Origin of the sequence: Cryobacterium mannosilyticum, from assembly GCF_004402705.1 — a bacterium.
GTDB classification, from domain to species: Bacteria; Actinomycetota; Actinomycetes; order Actinomycetales; family Microbacteriaceae; genus Cryobacterium; species Cryobacterium mannosilyticum.
In genome coordinates this window covers 172,565-193,993 of the sequence record NZ_SOFM01000016.1, presented here as the reverse complement: position 1 = coordinate 193,993, position 21,429 = coordinate 172,565, and the positions used below count along the sequence as shown (strand labels likewise).

The window sequence follows — 21,429 nt, the reverse complement described above, 5'->3', positions numbered from 1 at the left end:
CTCGTCCCGACTCCTCAACGGAGAGCGCTCTCTTGACAAACGACCGATGCGCGCACTAACGTGAGCATCACATCGTGAGAGCGCTCTCACAGAACCTGATGAGAGCGGACTCGCATCCACCCATCAGCACGCACACAAGGGAGTGACCGTGAAGCGTTTCCCGCGCACCACACTTGCAGTAACAGTCGCCGGAGCAGCATCCTTCGCACTGGTAATGTCCGGTTGTTCAGCCGGCGCCGGCACCGAGCAGTCAGGCGACAAGAATGTCAAACTGACCGTCGCCACGTTCAACGAATTCGGTTACGACGACCTGTTCGGCGAATACGAGAAGGCGAATCCGAACGTCACCATCACGCACAAGAAGGCGGCGACCTCCAACGAGGCCCGCGACAACCTCACCACCCGCCTCGCCGCGGGCAGCGGCCTGAGCGACGTGGAGGCCATCGAGGTCGACTGGCTGCCGGAACTGCTGAAGTACTCTGACCAGTTCGTGGACCTGACCAGCGACGACGTCAAGGACCGCTGGCTCGACTGGAAGGCCAAGGCCGCCACGGATGCCGACGGTCGCCTGATCGCCTACGGCACCGACATCGGCCCGGAGGGCGTCTGCTACCGCTCCGACCTGTTCGCCGCGGCCGGCCTGCCGACCGATCGCGCCGAGGTCGCCAAACTCCTCGGCACCAGTTGGGACAGCTACTACGCGGCCGGCAAGACGTTCGCGGCCGCCGGCACGAACGTGCCATGGTTCGACTCGGCCGGAGCCACCTGGCAGGGCGTCGTCAACCAGATCCCCAACGCCTACGAGAAGAAGGACGGCACCATCATCGCGACCGAGAACCCGGAGGTGAAGGCGGCGTACACGAGCGTGCTCGACGCCAGCAGCACCCTCTCGGCGCACCTCGGACAGTGGAGCGACGACTGGACCGCCAGCTTCCAGAACAACGGCTTCGCCACGATGCTCTGCCCGGGCTGGATGCTCGGCGTGATCTCGGGCAACGCTGAAGGGGTCACCGGCTGGGACATCGCCGACACGTTCCCCGGCGGCGGCGGCAACTGGGGCGGCTCGTACCTGACCGTTCCCAACCAGTCCAAGCACCAGAAGGAAGCTCAGAAGCTCGCGTCCTGGCTGACCGCCCCTGAGCAGCAGCTCAAGGCCTTCGCGTCCAAGGGCACCTTCCCGAGCCAGGTCGACGCTCTCAAGAGCGACGAACTCCTCGGGGCGGCGAACCCGTTCTTCAACAACGCTCCGACCGGTCAGATCCTCGCCAACCGGGCCGCAGCCGTCGACGTGACTCCGTTCAAGGGTGAGTTCTACTTCGCCATCAACGACGCCATGCAGCAGGCGCTCACCCGGGTCGAAGACGGCACGATGACGCCGGACCAGTCTTGGGCGCAGTGGACCACCGACGTCAAGGCGCTCGGCTAACCTGCCTCACCCCGCAGTCGGGCCGGTCGAGGCCAGCATTGCCTCGACCGGCCCGGTCACCGGGTCGCGACCGGCTTGACCGCCGGGTTTCGACAAGCTCGACCACCGGGTTTCGACAAGCTCAACCACCGAAGGACTCTTCATGACCACCACCTCCGCCGCTGTCGAGGTGAATGCCCGCAGCATCCGCCGGATCGCCTTCAGCCACAAGCTCAGCCGCTGGGACGTGCGCTTCTCGCCCTACCTCTACATCTCCCCCTTCTTCCTCGTCTTCGGAGTGATGGGACTGTTCCCGTTGCTCTACACCGCGTGGGTGTCGGTGCACGACTGGAACCTGATCGGTGGCCAGGGCGACTTCGTCGGCCTGGAGAACTTCGTCACCGTGCTGACCCAGGGCTACTTCTGGAACTCCCTCCGCAACACGTTCAGCATCTTCCTGCTCTCGAGCATCCCCCAGGTGCTGTTGGCGCTCGGCATCGCCGCCGTGCTCGACTTCAACCTGCGCGGCAAGACCTTCTGGCGGATGGGCGTCCTCCTGCCGTATGTCGTGGCACCGGTCGCGGTCGCGCTCATCTTCAACGACCTCTTCGGGGACAAGTACGGGCTCATCAACAGCGCGATCGGGGGCCTCGGGCTCGAGCCGATCCGCTGGCATGTCGACGTGATCCCGAGCCACCTCGCCATCGCCACGATGGTGAACTTCCGCTGGACCGGCTACAACGCCCTCATCTTCCTCGCCGCCATGCAGGCCGTGCCGCGCGACTACTACGAGGCCGCCATCATCGACGGCGCGAACCGCTGGCGCACCTTCCGGTCGATCACCCTGCCGCTGCTCCGACCGATCATCATCTTCGTCATCCTGACCAGCACCATCGGCGGCCTGCAGATCTTCGACGAGGCGCGGATGTTCGACAACGTCGGCCAGGGCGGCGCCAGCCGGCAGTGGCAGACACTCACCCTGTACATCTACGAGCTCGGCTGGAACCAGCGCAACTTCGGGCGGGCATCCGCCGTGGCCTGGCTGCTCTTCCTGATCATCATCGTGATCGCCGTGGCCAATTTCCTCATCACCCGGCGCATCGCGGGAACCGCCGACCGCAAGCTGCGCACCCGCGCGAGAGGCCTGAAATGAGCAAGACCATCATCGGCGGACACGACCGCCGACCCTCCATCTGGGTCTACGGCATCCTGATCGCCGTTCTCCTCGGCTCCGCCTTCCCGATCTGGTGGTCATACCTGATCGGCAGCCAGGACGCCTCGGCCCTGAACCAGAACGGCATGATGTGGATCCCGGGCGGCAACTTCATCGCCAACGCGGCCACCGTCATCGACAGCATCCCGTTCTGGACCGCCCTCGGCAACAGCATCATCGTGTCGTCCGTGGTGTCGATCAGCGTCGTCCTGTTCTCCACGCTGGCGGGCTATGCCTTCGCCAAGCTCAAGTTCCGGGGCCGGGAAGGTCTGCTCATCTTCGTGATCGCGACCATGGCCGTGCCCACCCAGCTCGGCATCGTGCCCCTGTTCATCGTGATGGCCAGGCTCGGCTGGACCGGCAGCCTCTGGGCTGTCATCGCGCCCGCGATGGTCACCGCGTTCGGCGTGTTCTGGATGACCCAGTACCTGCGCGACGCCCTCCCCGACGAACTGATCGAGGCCGTCCGGATGGACGGCGCCTCCATGATCCGCAGCTTCTGGCACATCGGCCTCCCGGCCGCCCGGCCGGCCGCGGCGATGCTCGCCTTGTTCACCTTCATCGGCACCTGGACCAACTTCTTCTGGCCGTTCATCGTGCTCGGCCCGGGCAACCCGACCCTCCCCGTGGCACTGCAGCAGCTGCAGGCAGCCTTCTACGTCGACTACTCGCTCGTGCTCGCCGGCGTCGTCCTGTCGATCATCCCGCTGATCCTGGTATTCATCTTCCTGGGCAAGCAGCTGGTGGCCGGGATCATGCAGGGCGCGGTCAAGGGATGACCGTTCTCGGAACACTCAACGGTCTCGCCGCGAATCCGGACCTGACCTCCCACACCCGCACCTTCCCGCCCGGATTCCTCTTCGGGGCGGCCACGGCGGCCTACCAGATCGAGGGTGCCGCCCATGAAGACGGCCGCACGGATTCCATCTGGGACAGGTTCAGCCGCGTGCCGGGTGCCGTCATCAATGGCGACAACGGAGACGTCGCCTGCGACCACTACCACCGCTACCAGGACGACGTCGCCCTGATGAAGGACCTGGGGTTGCAGACCTACCGCTTCTCCACCTCCTGGTCACGGGTGCGACCCGACGGCGGACCGGTCAACCCCAAGGGCATCGACTTCTACTCCCGCCTGGTCGACGAGCTCCTCGGCGCCGGGATCAAGCCGTGGCTGACCCTCTACCACTGGGACCTGCCGCAGGCCCTCGAGGACACGGGAGGCTGGACCAACCGCGACACCGCCCTGCGATTCCGGGACTACGCCCTCAGCGTTCACGACACCCTCGGTGACCGTGTGGGCGTGTGGACCACCCTGAACGAGCCCTGGTGCTCCTCATTCCTCAGCTACACCGGCGGTGCACACGCCCCGGGGCGGCAGAGCCCCCGGGACGGCCTGGCCGCGGCGCACCATCTGCTCCTGGGACACGGCCTCGCCGTCGAGGCGCTCCGCGAACGCGACCCGAAACTCGAACTCGGCATCACGCTCAACCTCACGGTCGCCAAGCCGGTCGATCCCACGCATGCCGGCGACGTGGACGCGGCGCGCCGGATCGACGGGCAGTTCAACCGGATCTTCCTCGACCCGGTCTTCCGCGGCTCCTACCCGGAGGATGTGCTCCAGGACGTCGCCGAATACGGTCTGACCGATTTCATCCGCGAGGGTGACCTGGCCCGGATCAATCAGCCGATCGACACCCTCGGCGTGAATTATTACCACGGCGACCTGGTCAGCGATCGCCCGGCCGAGCATCCGTTGCTCGCGCAGGCCCCGACCGCCCGCCCCACCCGGTCGCCGTTCCCGGCCGCCGACGGGGTCTTCGACCACCCGCAGGGGCTACCGCTGACCGCCATGGAGTGGGAGGTCCAGCCTGACGGGCTGCGCGAACTGCTCGTCCGGGTGAACACCGAATACGCGGCCCCGACCGGGACGAGCCTCTACGTCACCGAGAACGGCGCGGCGTTCGACGACGTTGTCGCCGCGGACGGCAGCGTTCCGGATGCCCGGCGCACCGAGTTCCTCACCGACCACCTGGGCGCCATCCTCGACGCGATCGATGAGGGTGTCGACGTCAAGGGCTACTTCTACTGGTCGCTGATGGACAACTACGAGTGGGCCTGGGGCTATGAGAAGCGCTTCGGCATCGTGCGGGTCGACTACGAGACCCAGGAGCGCATCGTCAAGGACAGCGGCCGAGCCTACGCCGAAATCATCCGCAACCGCGCCCTCTCCTGACCGGGAACGACGAGGGGCGCGGGCAAATTAGAATGACGTCATGACTACCAGTGTGCGCCAGGCCCGTCCCGCGCAGCCCACCCTGGAAATGGTGGCCGAGGTGGCCGGGGTGTCCCGGGCCACCGTGAGCCGGGTGGTCAACGGGTCGACGAAGGTCAGCCCCGAGATCGTCGCTGCAGTGACCAAGGCGATCGGCGAGCTCAACTACGTGCCGAACCGGGCGGCCCGCTCGCTGGCGAGCCGGCAGACCGAGGCCGTGGCCCTGGTCGTGCCCGAGGACATGACCCGGTTCTTCGGTGACCCCTACTTCGCCGCGGTCGTGCAGGGAATCACCCGCCGGCTCGACCAGAGCGATTACACCCTCAACCTGCTCGTCGCCTCGAGCGACCCGAGGCACAAGACCCTGCGCTACCTGCGCACGGGCAACGTCGACGGCGCGCTCATCATCTCGCACCACACCGGCGACGACTTCGTGGCCGAGCTCGAGACGACCATGCCGGTGGTCTTCGGTGGGCGGCCGTCGAACGCCGACGACCTCGACGCCTACTTCGTCGACGTCGACAACGCGGCGGGAGCCGAGACGGGCACCCAGCGCCTGCTCGACATCGGGCGCCGCCGCATCGGCTCGATCGCGGGGGCGGGGGACATGCCGGCCGGCATCGACCGCCTCACCGGGTTCGCGCGCACGCTCGAGCGGGCCGGTCTGCCCACGGATGCCGTCGAGCTCGCCGACTTCACGGCCGCCGGCGGGGCCGCGGCCACCCGACGCCTGCTGGAGCGGTACCCCGACCTCGACGGCCTCTTCGTGGCGAGCGACCTCATGGCCACCGGCGCGGTGGACGTGCTGCGCGAGTTCGGCCGTTCGGTGCCGGGGGACGTCGCCATCGTCGGATTCGACGATAGCCCGGCCGCGACGAGCGGCCCGGTGGCGCTGACCACCGTGAGCCAGCCCTCCGAGGAAATGGGCTACGCGATGGCGGACGTGCTGCTGCGCCGGCTCGCCGGAGACGAGAGCATGCCACACCGCACCCTCATGCCGACCCGTCTCGTGCTGCGCGACTCCGCCTGACCGGGACCGCCCCTCGCCAGGCCGCGCCCGGAACCGCAGCCCGCGTCCGCGGGCGCGGCCGCGGCCTGCCGGACCGGGCGCGCTGATCGCGGACGCACGGGCCGGACGAACCGGACGGACCGAGGTTAGTCGAGCTGGGGCACGACCTCGCGGGCGATGAAGTCGAGGTGGTCGAGGTCGGACAGGTCCATGATCTGCAGGTAGGCGCACTCGACCCCGTCGGCGGCGAGCGCACCCAGCCGGTCGACGAGCTCGGACGCGGTGCCGGCCAGGCCGTGGTCGCGCAGCTCGGCCGGTTCACGGCCGACCGCGGCGGCACGGCGGGTGAACTCGGCCTCATCACGGCCGGCGACCGCGATCAGGGCGGTCGAGTAGACGAGCTCACGCGGGTCGCGACCGATGGCCTCGCAGGCCGCGCGCACGCCGGCGAACTTGCCGGGGACATCCGCGAACTCCGGGAACGGCAGGTTGAACTCGGTGGCGAACCGCGCGGCCATGGCCGGGGTGCGCTTCGCTCCCCCGCCGCCGACGATCACGGGTATGCGCGCCTGGGCCGGCTTCGGCAGCGCCGGCGAATCGACGAGCGTGTAGTGCTCGCCGGCGAAGCTGTAGGTCTCGCCGGCGGGGGTGCCCCACAGTCCGGTCACGATCTCGAGCTGTTCCTCGAGCATGCCGAACCGTTTGGCCGGGAACGGGATGCCGCAGGCCAGGTGTTCCCGCTCGAACCAGCCGGTGCCGAGGCCGAGCTCGACCCGTCCGCCGGACATCTGGTCGACCTGGGCCACCTGGATCGCCAGGATGCCCGGAGGCCGATAGGTCACCGAAGAGACGAGCGTGCCGAGGCGGATGCGCGAGGTCTCCCTGGCGAGGCCGGCGAGGGTGGTCCAGGCATCCGTCGGCCCGGGCAGGCCGGAGACCTGGTCGCCCATCGCGAGATAGTGGTCGGAGCGGAAGAAGGCGTCGAAGCCGAGCTTCTCCGTGGCCTGCGCGACGGCGAGGATTCCGTCGTAGTCGGCGCCCTGCTGCGGTTCGGTGAAGATGCGGAGTCTCATGGTCCCAGTGTTCCAGACCTGGACCGGACGGTTTTCGAGCCCGCCGGGATCAGGCGATGGCGACCGTCGGGCCGAGGAACTCCACCTCGGCCAGCGGCGCGAACCGCTCCCGCATGACGGCGATCGACTCCGGGTTCTGGTCCACCAGCAGGAACCGGCGCCCGAGGGCGGCCGCGACCGCGCCCGTCGTGCCGCTGCCGGCGAAGAAGTCGAGCACCCAGTCGCCCTCCCTGCTGGAGGCCTGGATCATCCGGCGCAGGATGCCCACCGGCTTCTGGGTCGGATACCCGGTCTTCTCCTTGCCCGTCGGCGACACGATCGTGTGCCACCAGACATCCGTCGGCAGCTTGCCCTTCGCGACCTTCTCCGGGGTGACCAGGCCGGGCGCCATGTACGGCTCCCGGTCGACCGTGGTCGAGTCGAAGTAATACGCTGCCGGGTTCTTCACGTAGACCAGGATCGTGTCGTGCTTGGTCGGCCAGCGGTTCTTCGACTTCGCGCCGTAGTCGTAGGCCCAGATCAGTTCGTTGAGGAAGCAGTCCCGGCCGAAGAGCGCGTCGAGCAGCACCTTCGCGTAGTGCGCCTCCCGGTAGTCGAGGTGCAGGTACAGGGTGCCGTCGTCGGCCAGCAGCCGCCACGCCTCGATCAGGCGAGGTTCGAGGAAGGCCCAGTAGTCCTCGAACTGGTCGTCGTAACCGAGCAGGTCACCCTTGATCCGCTCGTAACGCTGGCCCTTGAACCCGGTGATCGTGCCGGCCGCGCGTGCGCCGAGGGCCTCGGAGTCCACCGGGGCCGGCGACCGAACGGATGTCGTGGACTGGCGGTTCTGCTTCCGGCCGGTGTTGAACGGCGGGTCGAGGTAGATCAGCGTGAACGCCGCATCCGGCAGCCCGGGAAGGATCTCGAGGTTGTCGGCATGGACGACACGGCTGGGAGACGACTGGGACCACACGGTTGGCATTCCCTCATTGTGTCAGGCGGCCTAGCCTATGGAGATGACTACTGACTCAGCGACCACCGGCCCGGCAGCGGTGACCTTCCGCCACGAGCCCGCACTGGCCAGGTACACGTTGTTGATCGACGGCGAGACCGTCGGCTTCGCCGACTACGAGGTGGAAGGCCAGGAGGTGCTGTTCACCCACGTCGAGGTCGACCCGGCCCGTCGCGGCCAGCGGCTGGCCGGCATCCTCGTGGAGCAGGCCCTCGATGATGTGCGCGTGCGCACGGACCTCACCGTCGTGCCGGTGTGTCCGTATGTGGTGAGCTGGATCGACGCGCACGCCGAATACCAGGACCTGCTGACCCGCGGCCGCTGACTGTTCTCACCGGGGCGGACGCGGGTTCTACGGGACGCGCCCGATCCAGTCCGCCGTGCCGAACTTGCTCTCGACCAGCGCCGCCGCCTTGGCGTACTCGTCGTCGGTGACGTCGCCGGAGACCGCGCCGTAGAGCCCGGTGAAGGTCTGCTTCATCCGGTCGATGATCTCGGCGCGGCTGAGGCCGGTCTGGCTGCGCAGCGGGTCGACGCGCTTGGCCGCGCTGGTGATCCCCTTGTCGCTGAGCTTCTCCCGGCCGATGCGGAGCACCTGCACCATCTTCTCGCCGTCCATGTCGTAGCTCATGGTGACGTGGTGCAGCACGGCCCCGCTGCCGAGCCGCTTCTGCGCCGCCCCGCCGATCTTGCCCTTCGGGCTGGTGATGTCGTTGAGCGGTTGGTAGTAGGCGTCGATGCCGAGCGATTTGAGCGCGGTGAGCACCCACTCGTCGAGGTAGGCGTATGAGTCGGCGAAGGTCATCCCCTGCACGAGGTCGGTCGGTGCGTAGATCGAGTAGGTGATCACCGAGCCCGCCTCCATGAACATGGCGCCGCCGCCGCTGATCCGGCGCACCACGGTGAAGCCGTGCTTCTCGGCGTTGACCGGGTCGACCTCGTTCTTCAGCGACTGGAAGCTGCCGATCACCACGGCCGGTTCGTTCCACTCCCAGATGCGGAGGGTGGGGCTGCGCCGGCCCTCGCCGACCTCGATCGCGAGCACCTCGTCGAGCGCCATCTGCATCACCGGCGGGACGGGACGCGGCGAGTGGATGAGCTGCCACTGGTAGTCCTGCCAGCTGCTGGCCCGGGCGAGCGAACGCCGGATCGCGACCGCCACCGACTCCGGAGAGAAACCGAGCAGGGTGGCCTCCGCCGGGAGGGCAGCCCTCACCGCGGCCGCGATGCTCACCGCGTCACTGTCCGCAGACAGTCCGTTCACCGCGGCGTTGATGTCGCCGAGCGCGCTGTCGGGTTCGAGGAAGAAATCACCGGCCAGGCGGAAGTCGACGATCGTGTTGTCGACGACCTCGAGATCGACGACGACGAGCTTGCCGCCTGGGACCTTGTATTCACCGTGCATGACGCAAGCCTAATCGGCGCGCGCCCGAACCCGCTCGTCCAGCCACCCGATCAGGTCGGCGAAGACCTGCTCCCGGTTGGTCTCGTTGAAGACCTCGTGCCGTGCCCCCGGGTAGACGATGAGACGGATGTCGCGCAGCCCCGAGCGCTCCGCATATGCCTTCGAGAGCATGCGAGCGCTCCGTTCCCCGCCGACGGTGTCATCGCTGCCGACCAGGATCAGCAGCGGCAGCCTCGCCGGCAGTCGCCGGGCCGGGCGCCCGAAGAGCCGGGCCGCGTCCCGGATTCCGAAGAGTTTCGCCAGCGGCACGGACGTCGTCAGCGGGTCGGCGACGAACGCGGCGGCGACGGCCGGGTCCCGGCTGAGCCACTCGACCCCGGTCGTGCCCAGGTTCTTGTGCCTGCGGTTCAGGTCTCCGCCGTCGAGGTAGCCCGGCATCCGGTAGGCGGTGCCGCTGAGCACCACCGCGTCGTAGTCGTCCGGGTAGCGGTTGAGGATCATCTGCGCCATGAACGAGCCCCAGCTGTGGCCGAGCAGCACGAGCGGCACACCGGGCTGTTCGGCCCGGATGATCCCGCTGAGCTGGTGCACGGCGGCGACCGCGGCGCGCAGCCCGCCCTCGCCGAGCCGGCCGAGCCGGGACAGGTCGCCGCGGTGCTGGTGCACCCCGGTCTGGCCGTGGCCGCGATGGTCGTCGGCATACACGGTGTACCCAGCGGCGTTGAGCCGGCCGACGAGCTCCTCATAGCGGTGCGCGTGCTCGCCCACGCCGTGGACGAGCTGCACGGCGGCACGCGGGTGAGGCACCGTCCAGACGTAGTAGGTGATCGCGACGCCGTAGTCATCCGTGTAGGTGGGCACGGGACCAGTCTGTCAGGTCGAACCGGGCCCGCACCGAAACCGACCCGGAATCGCGGCCCGCCACCCGCACAGGGGGAATACTTAGCGTTGCTAAGTGGTTATGGTTGGTATCTATGGACTCTGCAACGGCATCCGCTTCGACCGTCTCCGGCCCGACCTCCGGATCGGCCTCCGGCACGGCGCCCGGCTCGGCTCCCGGTCGCCGCATGACCGTCGCCGAGTTGAGCCATGATTTCCGGCTGGCGAACGGGCGGCTGGCCAGGCGCCTGCGCCAGGAGAAGGCGGACAACGAGCTCAGCGGCAGCCAGTTCTCCGCCCTCGGCACCCTGTTCTTCTACGGCCCGTTCACCCTTCGCGAGCTCAGCGAGCACGAGAAGGTGACGCCGCCGTCGATGAACCGCACCGTGAACGCGCTCGTCCAGGCCGGGCTGGTCAATCGAACCGCCTCGGCGGACGACGGCCGCAAGGTCGTGCTCACCGTCACCGAGACCGGGCGCACCATGATGCGCGACACCCGCAAGCGCCGGGACGCCTGGCTGGCCCAGCGCATCGTCAGGTTCACCCCCGAACAGCGCCGGGTGCTCGCCGAGGCCATCGAGATCATGAAGGAGCTCACCGACAGTTGAGTGCCATGTTCCGCTCCCTGAGCGTCCCGAACTATCGCATCTGGTTCGCCGGCGCCCTGGTGTCGAACATCGGAACCTGGATGCAGCGCACCGCCCAGGACTGGATCGTGCTCACCGACCTGACCGACCATAACGCCACGGCGGTCGGCATCGTGATGGCGCTGCAGTTTGGTCCGCAGCTTGTGTTGATGCCGTGGGCGGGCCTCATCGCCGACCGGTTCAACCGGCGGCGGCTGTTGATGGTGACCCAGGGTCTGATGGGCCTGCTCGGCCTCGGGCTCGGCCTGATCACGGTCACCGGCGTCGCCCAGCTCTGGCACGTCTACCTGTTCGCGCTCGGCCTCGGGATCGTCGCCGCGATCGACGCCCCGGCGCGGCAGACCTTCGTCTCCGAGCTCGTCTCCGACGACAAGCTCTCCAACGCGGTGGCGCTCAACTCGGCGTCGTTCAACGGCGCCCGCCTGGTCGGCCCGGCCGCCGCGGGGCTGCTCACGGTCGCCATCGGCGCCGGCTGGGTGTTCATCATCAACGCGGTCACCTTCGGCGCGACCGTGCTCGCGATGGCGATGCTGCGCACGAAGGAACTGCGACCGCAGCCGCGGGCGTCGCGCAAGCGCGGCCAGCTGATGGCCGGTTTGCGCTATGTGTCGCATCGGCCGGACATTGTGGCCGTGCTGGTCACGGTCTTCCTGGTCGGCACCTTCGGCTTCAACTTCGCCATCTTCACCGCCACGATGGCCACGGTCGAGTTCGGGATGGGCGCGGGCGAGTTCGGTTTCCTCAGTTCGATCATGGCCATCGGATCGGTCGCGGGCGCGCTGCTGTCGGCCCGGCGCAGCCGACCGCGCCTCCGCCTGGTGGTCGCCGGATCCGCCGTGTTCGGGCTGTCCTGCGCCCTGGCCGCGGTGATGCCGAACTACGTCACCTTCGCGGTCTCGCTCGCGCTGATCGGATTCGCCTCGCTGACGCTGATGACCACGGCCAACGCCTACGTGCAGACGACGACCCGGCCGGCGATGCGCGGCCGGGTGATGGCGCTGTACATGGCCATCTTCGCCGGCGGCACCCCGCTCGGGGCTCCCCTGGTGGGCTGGGTGGCCGACCAGTACGGCCCTCGCTGGGCGCTCGGCGTCGCCGCGCTCTCCGGCATCCTGGCTGCCGGGGCCGTGCTCTTCTGGATGGTCAGGTACCGGAGCCTGCGCGTGCGATACCGGCCGGGCCGCACGCCACGGTTGCTGCTGCGCCATGACGGGGACGGCCGCGACCTGGTCGCCGGCACGCCGGAGACCGCCACCCGCGAGATCGCGATCGTCGAGGCCACGGCGAGCCGGTAGTCACCCGCCGGCCGGTAGTCACCCGCCGCCGAGGCGGCGGCGTCAGCGCACGCCGTCCATCAGGCGCAGGATCGGCCGGGAGATCAGCGCGAGCAGCAGGCCGAGCGCGATGGCGACGCCGCCGATCACGCTGAAGTACACCGTCTCCGGGACCGTCGTGTACCACTGGGCCAGCCCTCCGGAGACGGCGGTGCCGAGCGCGATCGACAGGAAGAACAGCGCCACCATCTGGGTCTTGAACGGCTCGGGGGCGAGCTTGGTCGTGATCGACAGGCCGACCGGGCCGATCAGGAGCTCGGCCACGGTGAGCACGAGCAGGATGCCGACCATCGCTGCCAGCGGCGTCGAGTTCGCGCCGCCGCCGGTGAAGGGAAGGAAGATCAGGAAGGCGACGCCCATCACCGCGGTCCCGATCGCGAACTTGACCGGTGTCGACGGCTGGCGGGACCCCCAGCGGGTCCACAGGGCCGCGAACGCGCCGGACAGCAGGATGATGAAGATCGGGTTGAACGATTGCACCCAGGACACCGGGAGCACCCAGCCGAACAGGTCGCGGTTGAGGCGCTCATCGGCGTAGATGGTGACCACGGTGAACTGCTGCTGTGACAACGACCAGAATGCGGCGCTGGCGAGGAACAGCGGGATGAACGCGTAGACGCGTTTGCGTTCGACGGCGGTGATCCGGCGGCTGCGGAGGATGACGACGAAGTAACTGATCGTCGCGATCACGGTGAGGCCGATCACGATGGTGACGAGGCTGGTCGGAGTGATGACGCCGACCATCACGAGCACGACGATCGCCGCGACGGCGGCCAGGGCCGAGACGAGGTACGGCAGCGTGCGTTCGGCCGGGAGCGGGTTGGGCACGTGGTGCACGACCTCCGGCAGGCGCTTCCGCCCGAAGGAGTACTGCACCAGGCCGATCGTCATGCCCACGGCCGCGAGGCCGAAGCCGAAGTGGAAGCCGAGGGTGGACTGGAGCAGCCCGGTCAGGATGGGGCCGAAGAAGGCCCCGAGGTTGATGCCGAGGTAGAACAGGGAGAAGCCCGCGTCGAGCCGAGGATCGTCACGTCGGTACAACGCGCCGACGACGGAGGTGGCGTTTGCCTTGAGCCCACCGCTGCCGAGCGCGATCAGGATCAGCCCGACCGTGACCCCGGCAATCCCGGGGATGAGCGAGAGCGCGAGATGGCCCACCGCGATGACGATGGCGCTGAAGAAGAGCACCCGCTCCGAGCCGACCAGGCGGTCCGCGATCCAGGCGCCGAGGATGGTCGACAGGTACACCCCGCCGCCGTACGCGCCGACGATGCCGGCGGCCGTCGCCTGGGGGATTCCCAGGCCGCCCCGGGTCGCCGAGTAGTACAAGTAGAGCAGCAGGATGCCCTGCATACCGTAGAAGGAGAACCGCTCCCACATCTCCACCCCGAAGATGTTGGCGAGCGCGCGCGGCTGCCCCAGAAAGCTGCTGTCCTCATGGGTGGGGGTTCGTTCCGCGACCGTGCTCATTGCCCGACCTTACCGCGTGCCCCCTGTTTTGGGGGCATCGGCGGGGGTTCGGCCGCACACGATACGATCGGAAAAGCAGCATTGCTTCTGCCGGAGGGGCCGGATTGGACACACACTCACTCATCTCGCTCATCAGCGAGGTGCTGTCCCTGGTCGGCCTGGTCCTCGGCGTGACCCTCTATCTGGCGGGGGCGTTCGTGCGCGGGATCAAGGGGCGGTGGATCCCGGCCGACGGGGTGATCGCCGCGTCGGGGCCGGGAACCGTCATCCGCTGGTTCGACCAGGACGGCGAAGTGCACGAGTGCCCCGCGACCACCCACGAGACCCACCGGCTTTCGCCCGGGCAGGATGTTCCGCTCTGGTTCAATTCCCGGACGCCCTGGCACTGCCGCACCCATGCGCCGGAGATCGAGGGCAAGGGGCTGCGGCTGACCGGGCTGATCCTGCTCGGCACCGGCCTGGCCGCGGCCGTGCTCGGCTTCGTGCTGATGTTCGTCTGAGTCGCCGGGCCGCTCGAGGACCCGGGCCACACCGACGTCTGCTGGAGGCCTCCCAGGCGAAGGCGGCCGAGGCGACGACCGCGGAGCCGGCGCTCCAGGCGGCCCTTTAGCTGGAGGGCGCCTCCTTCGGGGTGGCCAGGTGCTCCCCGAAGAAGGCGTCGATCCGCTGCCACGCGTCGGCCGCGGCCACCGGGTCCGGCCCGGCACCGAGGATGCGCTTGAGCACGAATCGCAGCACCGGCGGCCCGCTCTCGGCGTCGTTGAGGAAGGCATGCCCGGCGCCCGGGTACTCCGTGACGTCGTGCGGGATCCCGCGCCGCACGAGCGCGGCCTCGAGCGTGCCGGCGGCTCCCCTCAGCGACGCGTCGGTCGCGCCGTAGCTGGCCACGATCGGGCAGGCCCCGGCGAGCGCGTCGTCGAGGTCCTTGGGCAGACGCCCGTAGTTGACGGATGCCGCGTCGAAGCCGCGTGCGGCTGCCACCAGGGCGAAGCCGCCGCCCAGGCAGAAGCCGAGCACTCCGACCTCGCCGGTGCAGTCCGGCCGATCGAGCAGGAACCGGCGCGCGGACTCGATGTCGACGAACGCGCGGCCCTCGCCGGCCTGGAGAGCACGGAATGTCGCGGTGAGGCACTTGCGCGGTCCGCCCTCGGTGAACAGGTCGGGCATCAGGGCCAGGTAGCCGGCCTCGGCCATCCTGGCCACCTGGCGCCGCATCACATCGGTCAGCCCGAATGCCTCGTGCACGAGCACCACCCCGGGCCACGGGCCGTTCCCGGCCGGAATGCCGAGGAGGGCGGTGAGCCCCGCGCTGCCTCCGGACGCCCCCGGCAGGGTGAGATCGACGAGTTGTGGCGCGGTGCTCATGGTGGCCTCCTTCGGTGGCTGAAGCGTAGCGCGGGTCGCTGAACGGAGAACGGACAACGGACTGGCCGCCCGGCGCCGCCCGGATTGCCCCGCCCGTTCACCGCGGAGACAGCAAGCCGGCCCTGCCCGGCAACCTCCGGTTCCTACGGTGGCCGGGTGGGCGGCGCTTCGCCGCCCCGGCACCGGCTCCACCAGGGGGACCCCGCAATGCGCTCAATCCTTATCACAACCGCCGTCACGGCCGCGCTCTCCGCGGCACTGGTCGCGACCACGCTGGCCACACCGGCCATGGCCGCCGAATCCCGCCCGGAAGACGACGGCCACGGAGCCGACCGACACTCCTCCTTCGACCTGCAGGCGCACCGCGGTGGGCGTGGCGAGTGGACCGAAGAGTCGACGGCCGCGTTCGCCCGTTCCCTGGAGCTGGGCGTGTCGACCCTCGAGCTGGACACCCACCTGACCCGGGACGACCAGGTCGTGGTCTGGCACGACGACATCATGACGGCCGCCAAGTGCGCGGACACCGCCCCGGCCTTCGCCGGCGATCCGGCATTCCCCTATGCGAACGACCGGGTGCGTGACCTCACCCTGGCCCAGATCCGCACGATGGACTGCGGCTACCAGCAGCTTCCCGGCTTCCCCACCCAGACCGTGATCGCGGGGAACCGCATCGCCCTGCTGCAGGACGTCTTCGCCCTGGTCGACGAGTACGACGCCCGGAAGGTTCGCCTCAACGTGGAAACCAAGGTCGAGGTGGCCGGCCCCGACGGCGCCGACGAGATGGCGGCCCTGACCCGTGCGGTCGTCCTCGAGATCGAGGGGTCCGGCCTGGCCGGGCGCACCACCCTGCAGAGCTTCGACTGGGCATCCCTGAATCTCACCCGGGAGATCGCGCCGGATCTCGCCCTGGTCGCCCTGTCCAGCGGTGACGTCTGGCTGGGCGTGGGAGCACCCGGCATGAGCCCGAACCTCGGGGGGATCGACATCGACACGTTCAACGGTTCCCTCGCGCAGGCCGCCGCCGCCCAGGGCTACGACGTCATCTCGCCGAACTTCGCCTCGGCCACCCCGGCGATGATCGAGGAGGCGCATTCCCTCGGCCTCCCGGTGATCCCGTGGACCGTCAACGAGCCGGCCGACGTCAGCACCCTGATGGACGAGGGCGTCGACGGTATCATCACGGACTACCCCAGCCGGGTGCGCCAGATCATGGCCGACCGGGGCCTCGCGCTCCCCCGCCCGTACACCCGGTAGCCGGATGCCGGCGGCGGCTGAGACGTGACCTCACCCGACGTGGTGGACCGAACCGGTCTCGCCGTGTAGCGTGGTCAGACCACAGCCGCCGGCTCTCAGCGCGGCTGCCGCCCCACGCCGAGGAGGACCCTGTGCCAGGCACCGAGCGTCGCGCCTGGGAAGTCGTGCTGGAAAGCATCGAAGCCGACCTCCTCTCCGGCCGGCTCTCCCCCGGCGACCACCTCCCCGCCGAGCGTGCCCTCGCCGCCGACCTGGGCGTCGGACGGTCCAGCGTGCGCGAGGCGCTCCGAGTGCTCGAGGTGCTCGGGCTGATCCGCACGGCGGCAGGATCCGGCCCCTCGGCCGGGGCGATCATCGTCGCCCTGCCCGGCGGCGGAATGTCGGCCCTGATGCGGCTGCAGGTCGCGGCGCAGGGATTCCCGGTCGCCGACGTGGTGAAGACCCGGCTCATCCTGGAGGCGGCGGTGGTGGCCGAGCTGGCCGGGGCATCCGCGCGCCCCGACCTCGCCGGTTCGGCGCAGCTGCTCGACGCGATGGACGCCCCCGACCTGACCGAGGCCGAGTTCCTCGCGCTCGACACCCAGTTCCACCTCTCCCTGGCCACCGCCTCCGGCAACCAGGTGATCACCGCCACGATGGCCGGGCTCCGGAATGCCATCGAGGGCTACGCGCGGGCCGGCGCGCTCGGCCTGGCCTCCTGGCCGGAGACGTCCGCCCGCCTCCGGGCCGAACACCGGGGAATCCTCGCCGCCATCGCCGCCGCCGAGCCCGAGCCGGCCCGCGCGCGGATCGTCGCCCACATCGAGGGCTACTACGCCGAAACCCACGACCACCCGCTCCACGCCTGACCGCGTGGACCGGAACCCACCTGACCCCCACCGAACGGACACCCACTGATGGTTCAACGACGAATCCCCAAGATCGCAGACCTGGCCCCCCTGATGAAGTTCAAGGCGCCGGAGCTGAACGCGAGGAAGCGCCGGCTCGAGGCCGCGCTGACCATCCACGACCTGCGCACGATCGCGAAGCGCCGCACGCCGAAGGCCGCGTTCGAGTACACCGACGGCGCGGCGGAGTCGGAGATCTCCCTCGCCCGGGCTCGCCAGGCGTTCGAGGACATCGAGTTCCACCCGGCGATCCTCCGCGACGTGTCGGCGGTCTCCACCGGCTGGGATGTGCTCGGCGCCCCCGTGGCGCTGCCGTTCGGGATCGCGCCGACCGGCTTCACCCGGATGATGCAGACCGAGGGTGAGACCGCCGGCGCCCACGCGGCCGCGAAGGCCGGCATCCCGTTCTCGCTGTCGACCATGGGAACCACGTCGATCGAAGACGTCAAGGCGGCGAACCCGGCCGGGCGCAACTGGTTCCAGCTGTACATGTGGAAGGACCGCGACCGGTCGATGGCCCTCGTCGACCGGGCCGCGAAGGCCGGCTTCGACACCCTGCTGGTGACCGTGGACGTGCCCATCGCGGGCGCCCGGCTCCGGGACAAGCGCAACGGGTTCTCGATCCCGCCCGCCCTGACGGTGGGCACGGTGCTGAACGCGCTGCCCCGGCCGGAGTGGTGGATCAACTTCCTCACCACCGAACCCCTCGCCTTCGCCTCCCTCGACCGGTGGAGCGGCACGATCGGCGACCTCCTCGACACCATGTTCGACCCGACCGTCACGTTCGAAGACCTCGCCTGGATCACCGCGCAGTGGCCGGGCAAGATCGTCGTCAAGGGCGTGCAGACCGTGGCGGATGCGACCCGGCTGGCCGAACTCGGCGTCGACGGCATCATCCTCTCCAACCACGGCGGCCGGCAGCTCGACCGGGCCCCGATCCCGTTCCACCTCCTGCCGCGGGTGGTCCGCGAGGTCGGGACCGACCTCGAAGTGCACCTGGACACGGGCATCATGAGCGGTGCCGACATCGTCGCCGCCGTGGCCCTCGGCGCCCGCTTCACCCTCGTCGGCCGTGCCTACCTCTACGGGCTGATGGCCGGCGGCGAGGCCGGCGTCGACCGGGCCATCGAGATCCTCTCCGGCCAGATCACCCGCACCATGCGGCTGCTGGGCGTGAACTCGCTCGAGGAACTCGAACCCGGCCACGTCACCCAGCTCGCCCGGCTGACGCCGATCGACCGGTCGGCCGGCATCCCCGCCACCACCTGACCGATGCGCTCAGATTCTCGCTTCACGGCCGAGTGACGCGGTGGGCAGCACTCCGCCGCTCCGAATCGTCGAGGTCAGCAGTGCCGTCCGCTACCACCCGCCCTTCTTTGCCGAAATCGACCTTTTCGGTCGAGGCAGACGGGGGTGCCGGGCGCGGGGTCGTGGCGACGAGATGGCGTGCCAGCGTCGACGCGATCTCTTCGAGCTCAAGCTGGCTCTGCGCCACCGCGATCACGAAGTCGAAGGCCTCGTCCGTGGGCATGACGACCCGAAAGCCGTTCAGTCGCAGAAATGCCAGGGTCAGAATCCAGGACAGCCGCTTGTTTCCGTCGAACAACGCATGATTCTGTGCCAGTGACGACATCAATGCGGCGGCCTTTAGCTCCCTGGCCGCATACGCATCCTCGCCGAACATGCCCGCCGCAGGGCGCGCGAGCGCAGAAAAGAGGAGCCCCTTGTCGCGCACGTGCAGTCCGAGGTGCGCGACAACGGCCACGGCCTGCTCCGGCTCGATGTAGTCCACCATGAAAGCGTGCGCCGACCCGAGGCGACTACGCGTCTTCGAGTCGGGTCAGCAGTTCTGAGTACTCCGTGGTTATCTCGTCCACGCTCACGAGCACACGCTCCGTCCTGGACTCCTGGCGCGTGAAACGATCTGCCGCCTCAATGAGCAAGGCGTGCTTCGAGGTGTGGCGCTGGCGAGCCAGTTCCTCCAGTGCGGAGTCGATCGGCGGGGGGAGTCTGACGGTCATGGCCATGCCAAGATGGTACCACTGTGATACCACGGAGCGGAACAGTCCGGAACCCCTATTCCGGGCGGGGCTCCACGGCCCCGAACTCCGTCAGCACGGCGGCGAGCTGGGCGACGGCCCAGTCGATGTCCTCTTCCGAGACCACGATCGGCGGGGCCAGCCGCACGGTCGAGCCGTGGGTGTCCTTGGCGAGCAGACCCCGCTCCAGCAGCGCCTCGCAGACGGCACGGCCCGAGGCCAGGGCCGGGTCGATGTCGATCCCGGCCCAGAGTCCGGCGCCGCGCACGGCGACGACCCCGTGGCCGATCAGGCCCAGCAGTCCGGCGTGCAGCCGGGCGCCGAGGACGCGCGCGCGCTCCTGGTATTCGCCGGTGGCGAGCAGCTCGACCACGGCGAGCCCGACCGCCGCGGCGAGCGGGTTGCCGCCGAAGGTGGAGCCGTGCTCGCCCGGGCGGAGCACGCCGAGGACGTCCGTGTTGCCGACCACGGCGGACACCGGCACGATGCCGCCGCCGAGGGCCTTGCCGAGCAGGTAGAGGTCGGGCACGACCCCGACCAGGTCGCAGGCGAAGGTGGCACCCGTGCGGCCGAGGCCGGACTGGATCTCATCCGCGATGAAGAGCACGTTGTGACGGGTCGTGATCTCGCGCACGGCGGGCAGGTAGTCCGCCGGCGGCACGACGATGCCGGCCTCGCCCTGGATCGGCTCGAGCAGCACGGCGACGGTGTTCTCGTCGATCGCGGCCTCGAGCGCCGCGGCATCGCCGTAGGGAACCGTGCGGAACCCGGGCGTGAACGGCCCGAAGTCCTTGCGGGCAGACTCGTCGTCGGAGAAGCTGATGATCGTGGTGGTGCGGCCGTGGAAGTTCTCGCCGGCCACGACGATGTTGGCCAGTCCGGCCGCGACGCCCTTCACCCGGTAGCCCCAGGCCCTGGCGACCTTGATCGCCGACTCGACCGCTTCGGCACCGGTGTTCATCGGCAGGACCATGTCCTTGCCGGCGAGCTTCGCGAGCGCGGCGACGAACGGGCCGAGCTGGTCGTTGTGGAAGGCGCGGCTGGTGAGGGTGATCCGGCCGAGCTGGGCGCGCGCGGCCTCGAGGAGCACCGGGTTGGAGTGCCCGAAGTTGACCGCGGAGTACGCCGCCAGGCAATCCAGGTAGCGCTTGCCGTCGACATCCGTCACCCAGGCGCCGTCGCCGGACGCGACGACGACGGGCAGCGGATGGTAGTTGTGCGCCGCGTGGTCGTTCTCGAGGGAGATGTAGTCGGCCGGGGCAAGCGTGCGGCCGGCCTGCAGGTCGGTCATCGGCGCAGCTCCAGGGTGCAGCACTTCACGCCGCCGCCGCCGAGGAGCAGCTCGGACAGGTCGACGCCGATCGGGTTGTAGCCGCGCTCGCGCAGCTGGCGTTCGAAGTCCTTCGCCCGGGCCGCGATGACCACGTTGTAGCCGTCGGAGTAGGAGTTGAGGCCGAGGATGGCGGCGTCCTCCTCGGTGGCGATCACGGCATCCGGGTAGCGCTCGCGCAGGCTGGCGAGGCTCGGCTCGTCGAACGCGCTGGGCAGGTAGGCGATGTTCGTGTCGTCGAGCACGGCGATGGCCGTGTCGAGGTGGTAGAAGTTCGGGTTGACCAGGTTGAGCGTGATCACCGGGCGGCCGTAGATCGCCGACACCTCTTCGTGGCTGTTCGAGGCGCTGCGGAAGCCGGTGCCGGCCAGGATGACGTCGCCGACCAGGAGGAAGTCGCCCTCACCCTCGTTGATCTCCTGGGGCACCCGCACGTCGAAGCCGTTCTCGCGGAACCAGTCCATGTAGGCCGGGCCCTCGGGCTGGCGCTGCGGGTAGGTGAAGGCTGCGCCGTAGGCGATGTTGTCGATGACGAAGCCGCCGTTGGCCGCGTAGACCATGTCGGGCAGGCCGTCGATCGGGTCGATCAGGTGCACGTCGAAGCCGAGACCGACGTAGGTGTCGTAGAGGGTCTGCCACTGCGCAACGGCCAGCGCCGTGTCGGTCGGCACGGCCGGGTCCATCCAGGGGTTGATCCGGTAGACCACGGTGAAATGGCTGGGCTTGCACATCAGGATCGTGCGCTTGAGCGCGGTGCGCACGGGTGCCTCCGGGGAGACGAGCGCATCGAGATTGGTCGACATTGGGGCTCCTTCGTCTGCATTCCGCCGCTCTGGGCGAAACGGAACGCGGGGGT

22 protein-coding genes are annotated in these 21,429 nt (G+C 69.2%); 12 read left to right on the top strand and 10 right to left on the bottom strand.

Going from position 1 to position 21,429, the window contains the following annotated elements:
* The first annotated feature begins 214 nt into the window (after positions 1–214).
* The 5 genes from E3O32_RS06810 (at position 215) to E3O32_RS06790 (ending at position 5,920) form a co-directional block, all read left to right on the top strand.
* A complete protein-coding gene (locus E3O32_RS06810) occupies positions 215–1,426 on the top strand; it encodes an ABC transporter substrate-binding protein (protein WP_134507893.1) in 1,212 nt (403 codons plus the stop codon).
* 142 nt (positions 1,427–1,568) lie between these two features.
* Positions 1,569–2,558: a carbohydrate ABC transporter permease gene (locus tag E3O32_RS06805; protein WP_134507891.1), complete on the top strand. Its 990-nt coding sequence runs from the start codon at positions 1,569–1,571 to the stop codon at positions 2,556–2,558.
* On the top strand, positions 2,555–3,397 hold the full coding sequence (locus E3O32_RS06800; protein WP_134507889.1) for a carbohydrate ABC transporter permease: 843 nt from the start codon (positions 2,555–2,557) through the stop codon (positions 3,395–3,397). Before E3O32_RS06805 ends, E3O32_RS06800 begins: the two co-directional genes overlap by 4 nt.
* Positions 3,394–4,851 (top strand): GH1 family beta-glucosidase, encoded by a 1,458-nt coding sequence (locus E3O32_RS06795; protein WP_174776492.1) that lies wholly within the window; start codon positions 3,394–3,396, stop codon positions 4,849–4,851. The genes E3O32_RS06800 and E3O32_RS06795 overlap by 4 nt, the downstream gene beginning before the upstream one ends.
* Positions 4,852–4,891: 40 nt before the next feature.
* The gene (locus tag E3O32_RS06790) at positions 4,892–5,920 is read left to right on the top strand and encodes a LacI family DNA-binding transcriptional regulator (protein ID WP_134507887.1); all 1,029 of its coding nucleotides are present in this window, start codon (positions 4,892–4,894) and stop codon (positions 5,918–5,920) included.
* Positions 5,921–6,045: 125 nt separating this feature from the next.
* Here E3O32_RS06790 and E3O32_RS06785 read toward each other — a convergent pair whose 3' ends face one another.
* Together E3O32_RS06785 and E3O32_RS06780 are read right to left on the bottom strand one after the other, a co-directional pair.
* Positions 6,046–6,972: an LLM class F420-dependent oxidoreductase gene (locus tag E3O32_RS06785; RefSeq protein ID WP_134507885.1), complete on the bottom strand. Its 927-nt coding sequence runs from the start codon at positions 6,970–6,972 to the stop codon at positions 6,046–6,048.
* Positions 6,973–7,021: 49 nt separating this feature from the next.
* Complete coding sequence (locus tag E3O32_RS06780; protein WP_134507883.1) at positions 7,022–7,933, bottom strand: DNA-methyltransferase; 912 nt, start codon at positions 7,931–7,933, stop codon at positions 7,022–7,024.
* A gap of 34 nt (positions 7,934–7,967) precedes the next feature.
* Here E3O32_RS06780 and E3O32_RS06775 point away from each other — a divergent pair, with 34 nt between their 5' ends.
* A complete protein-coding gene (locus tag E3O32_RS06775; RefSeq protein WP_134507881.1) occupies positions 7,968–8,288 on the top strand; it encodes a GNAT family N-acetyltransferase in 321 nt (106 codons plus the stop codon).
* A 27-nt stretch (positions 8,289–8,315) separates the two neighbouring features.
* Here the strand turns inward: E3O32_RS06775 and E3O32_RS06770 are convergent, their stop codons facing one another.
* Together E3O32_RS06770 and E3O32_RS06765 are read right to left on the bottom strand one after the other, a co-directional pair.
* Positions 8,316–9,368 carry a lipoate-protein ligase LplAB gene (locus E3O32_RS06770; protein WP_134507879.1) on the bottom strand — a complete coding sequence of 351 codons (1,053 nt, stop codon included), beginning with the start codon at positions 9,366–9,368 and terminating at the stop codon, positions 8,316–8,318.
* Positions 9,369–9,377: 9 nt separating this feature from the next.
* Positions 9,378–10,229 carry an alpha/beta fold hydrolase gene (locus tag E3O32_RS06765; protein WP_134507877.1) on the bottom strand — a complete coding sequence of 284 codons (852 nt, stop codon included), beginning with the start codon at positions 10,227–10,229 and terminating at the stop codon, positions 9,378–9,380.
* Positions 10,230–10,342: 113 nt separating this feature from the next.
* Between E3O32_RS06765 and E3O32_RS06760 the strand changes: the two genes are divergently transcribed.
* Together E3O32_RS06760 and E3O32_RS06755 are read left to right on the top strand one after the other, a co-directional pair.
* Positions 10,343–10,855, top strand: a complete 513-nt coding sequence (locus tag E3O32_RS06760; RefSeq protein WP_134507875.1) for a MarR family winged helix-turn-helix transcriptional regulator — start codon at positions 10,343–10,345, stop codon at positions 10,853–10,855.
* Between the two features lie 5 nt (positions 10,856–10,860).
* Positions 10,861–12,189 carry an MFS transporter gene (locus tag E3O32_RS06755; protein ID WP_198417536.1) on the top strand — a complete coding sequence of 443 codons (1,329 nt, stop codon included), beginning with the start codon at positions 10,861–10,863 and terminating at the stop codon, positions 12,187–12,189.
* A gap of 42 nt (positions 12,190–12,231) precedes the next feature.
* Here the strand turns inward: E3O32_RS06755 and E3O32_RS06750 are convergent, their stop codons facing one another.
* Positions 12,232–13,698, bottom strand: coding sequence for a peptide MFS transporter (locus tag E3O32_RS06750; protein ID WP_134507871.1), 1,467 nt, complete (start codon positions 13,696–13,698; stop codon positions 12,232–12,234).
* A gap of 104 nt (positions 13,699–13,802) precedes the next feature.
* On the opposite strand from E3O32_RS06750, the gene E3O32_RS06745 reads away from it, so the two are divergent.
* A complete protein-coding gene (locus E3O32_RS06745; protein WP_134507869.1) occupies positions 13,803–14,198 on the top strand; it encodes a DUF3592 domain-containing protein in 396 nt (131 codons plus the stop codon).
* Positions 14,199–14,304: 106 nt separating this feature from the next.
* Here E3O32_RS06745 and E3O32_RS06740 read toward each other — a convergent pair whose 3' ends face one another.
* Positions 14,305–15,063: a dienelactone hydrolase family protein gene (locus E3O32_RS06740; RefSeq protein ID WP_134507867.1), complete on the bottom strand. Its 759-nt coding sequence runs from the start codon at positions 15,061–15,063 to the stop codon at positions 14,305–14,307.
* 207 nt (positions 15,064–15,270) lie between these two features.
* Here E3O32_RS06740 and E3O32_RS06735 point away from each other — a divergent pair, with 207 nt between their 5' ends.
* The 3 genes from E3O32_RS06735 to E3O32_RS06725 all read left to right on the top strand — a co-directional run bounded on the left by E3O32_RS06735 (position 15,271) and on the right by E3O32_RS06725 (position 18,473).
* Positions 15,271–16,317: a glycerophosphodiester phosphodiesterase family protein gene (locus tag E3O32_RS06735; protein WP_134507865.1), complete on the top strand. Its 1,047-nt coding sequence runs from the start codon at positions 15,271–15,273 to the stop codon at positions 16,315–16,317.
* A 131-nt stretch (positions 16,318–16,448) separates the two neighbouring features.
* The gene (locus tag E3O32_RS06730; protein WP_134507863.1) at positions 16,449–17,165 is read left to right on the top strand and encodes a FadR/GntR family transcriptional regulator; all 717 of its coding nucleotides are present in this window, start codon (positions 16,449–16,451) and stop codon (positions 17,163–17,165) included.
* A 48-nt stretch (positions 17,166–17,213) separates the two neighbouring features.
* Positions 17,214–18,473 carry an alpha-hydroxy acid oxidase gene (locus tag E3O32_RS06725; RefSeq protein WP_134507861.1) on the top strand — a complete coding sequence of 420 codons (1,260 nt, stop codon included), beginning with the start codon at positions 17,214–17,216 and terminating at the stop codon, positions 18,471–18,473.
* Positions 18,474–18,495: 22 nt separating this feature from the next.
* On the opposite strand, the gene E3O32_RS06720 is transcribed toward E3O32_RS06725, so the two are convergent.
* The 4 genes from E3O32_RS06720 to ddaH are packed head-to-tail and all read right to left on the bottom strand — an operon-like array spanning position 18,496 to position 21,376.
* Positions 18,496–18,999, bottom strand: coding sequence for a type II toxin-antitoxin system death-on-curing family toxin (locus E3O32_RS06720; RefSeq protein ID WP_134507859.1), 504 nt, complete (start codon positions 18,997–18,999; stop codon positions 18,496–18,498).
* Positions 19,000–19,024: 25 nt separating this feature from the next.
* Positions 19,025–19,231, bottom strand: a complete 207-nt coding sequence (locus E3O32_RS06715; RefSeq protein WP_134507857.1) for a ribbon-helix-helix domain-containing protein — start codon at positions 19,229–19,231, stop codon at positions 19,025–19,027.
* Between the two features lie 49 nt (positions 19,232–19,280).
* Complete coding sequence (rocD, locus tag E3O32_RS06710) at positions 19,281–20,534, bottom strand: ornithine--oxo-acid transaminase (protein ID WP_134507855.1); 1,254 nt, start codon at positions 20,532–20,534, stop codon at positions 19,281–19,283.
* Positions 20,531–21,376: a dimethylargininase gene (gene ddaH / locus E3O32_RS06705; protein WP_134507853.1), complete on the bottom strand. Its 846-nt coding sequence runs from the start codon at positions 21,374–21,376 to the stop codon at positions 20,531–20,533. The genes rocD and ddaH overlap by 4 nt, the downstream gene beginning before the upstream one ends.
* Positions 21,377–21,429 lie beyond the last annotated feature (53 nt).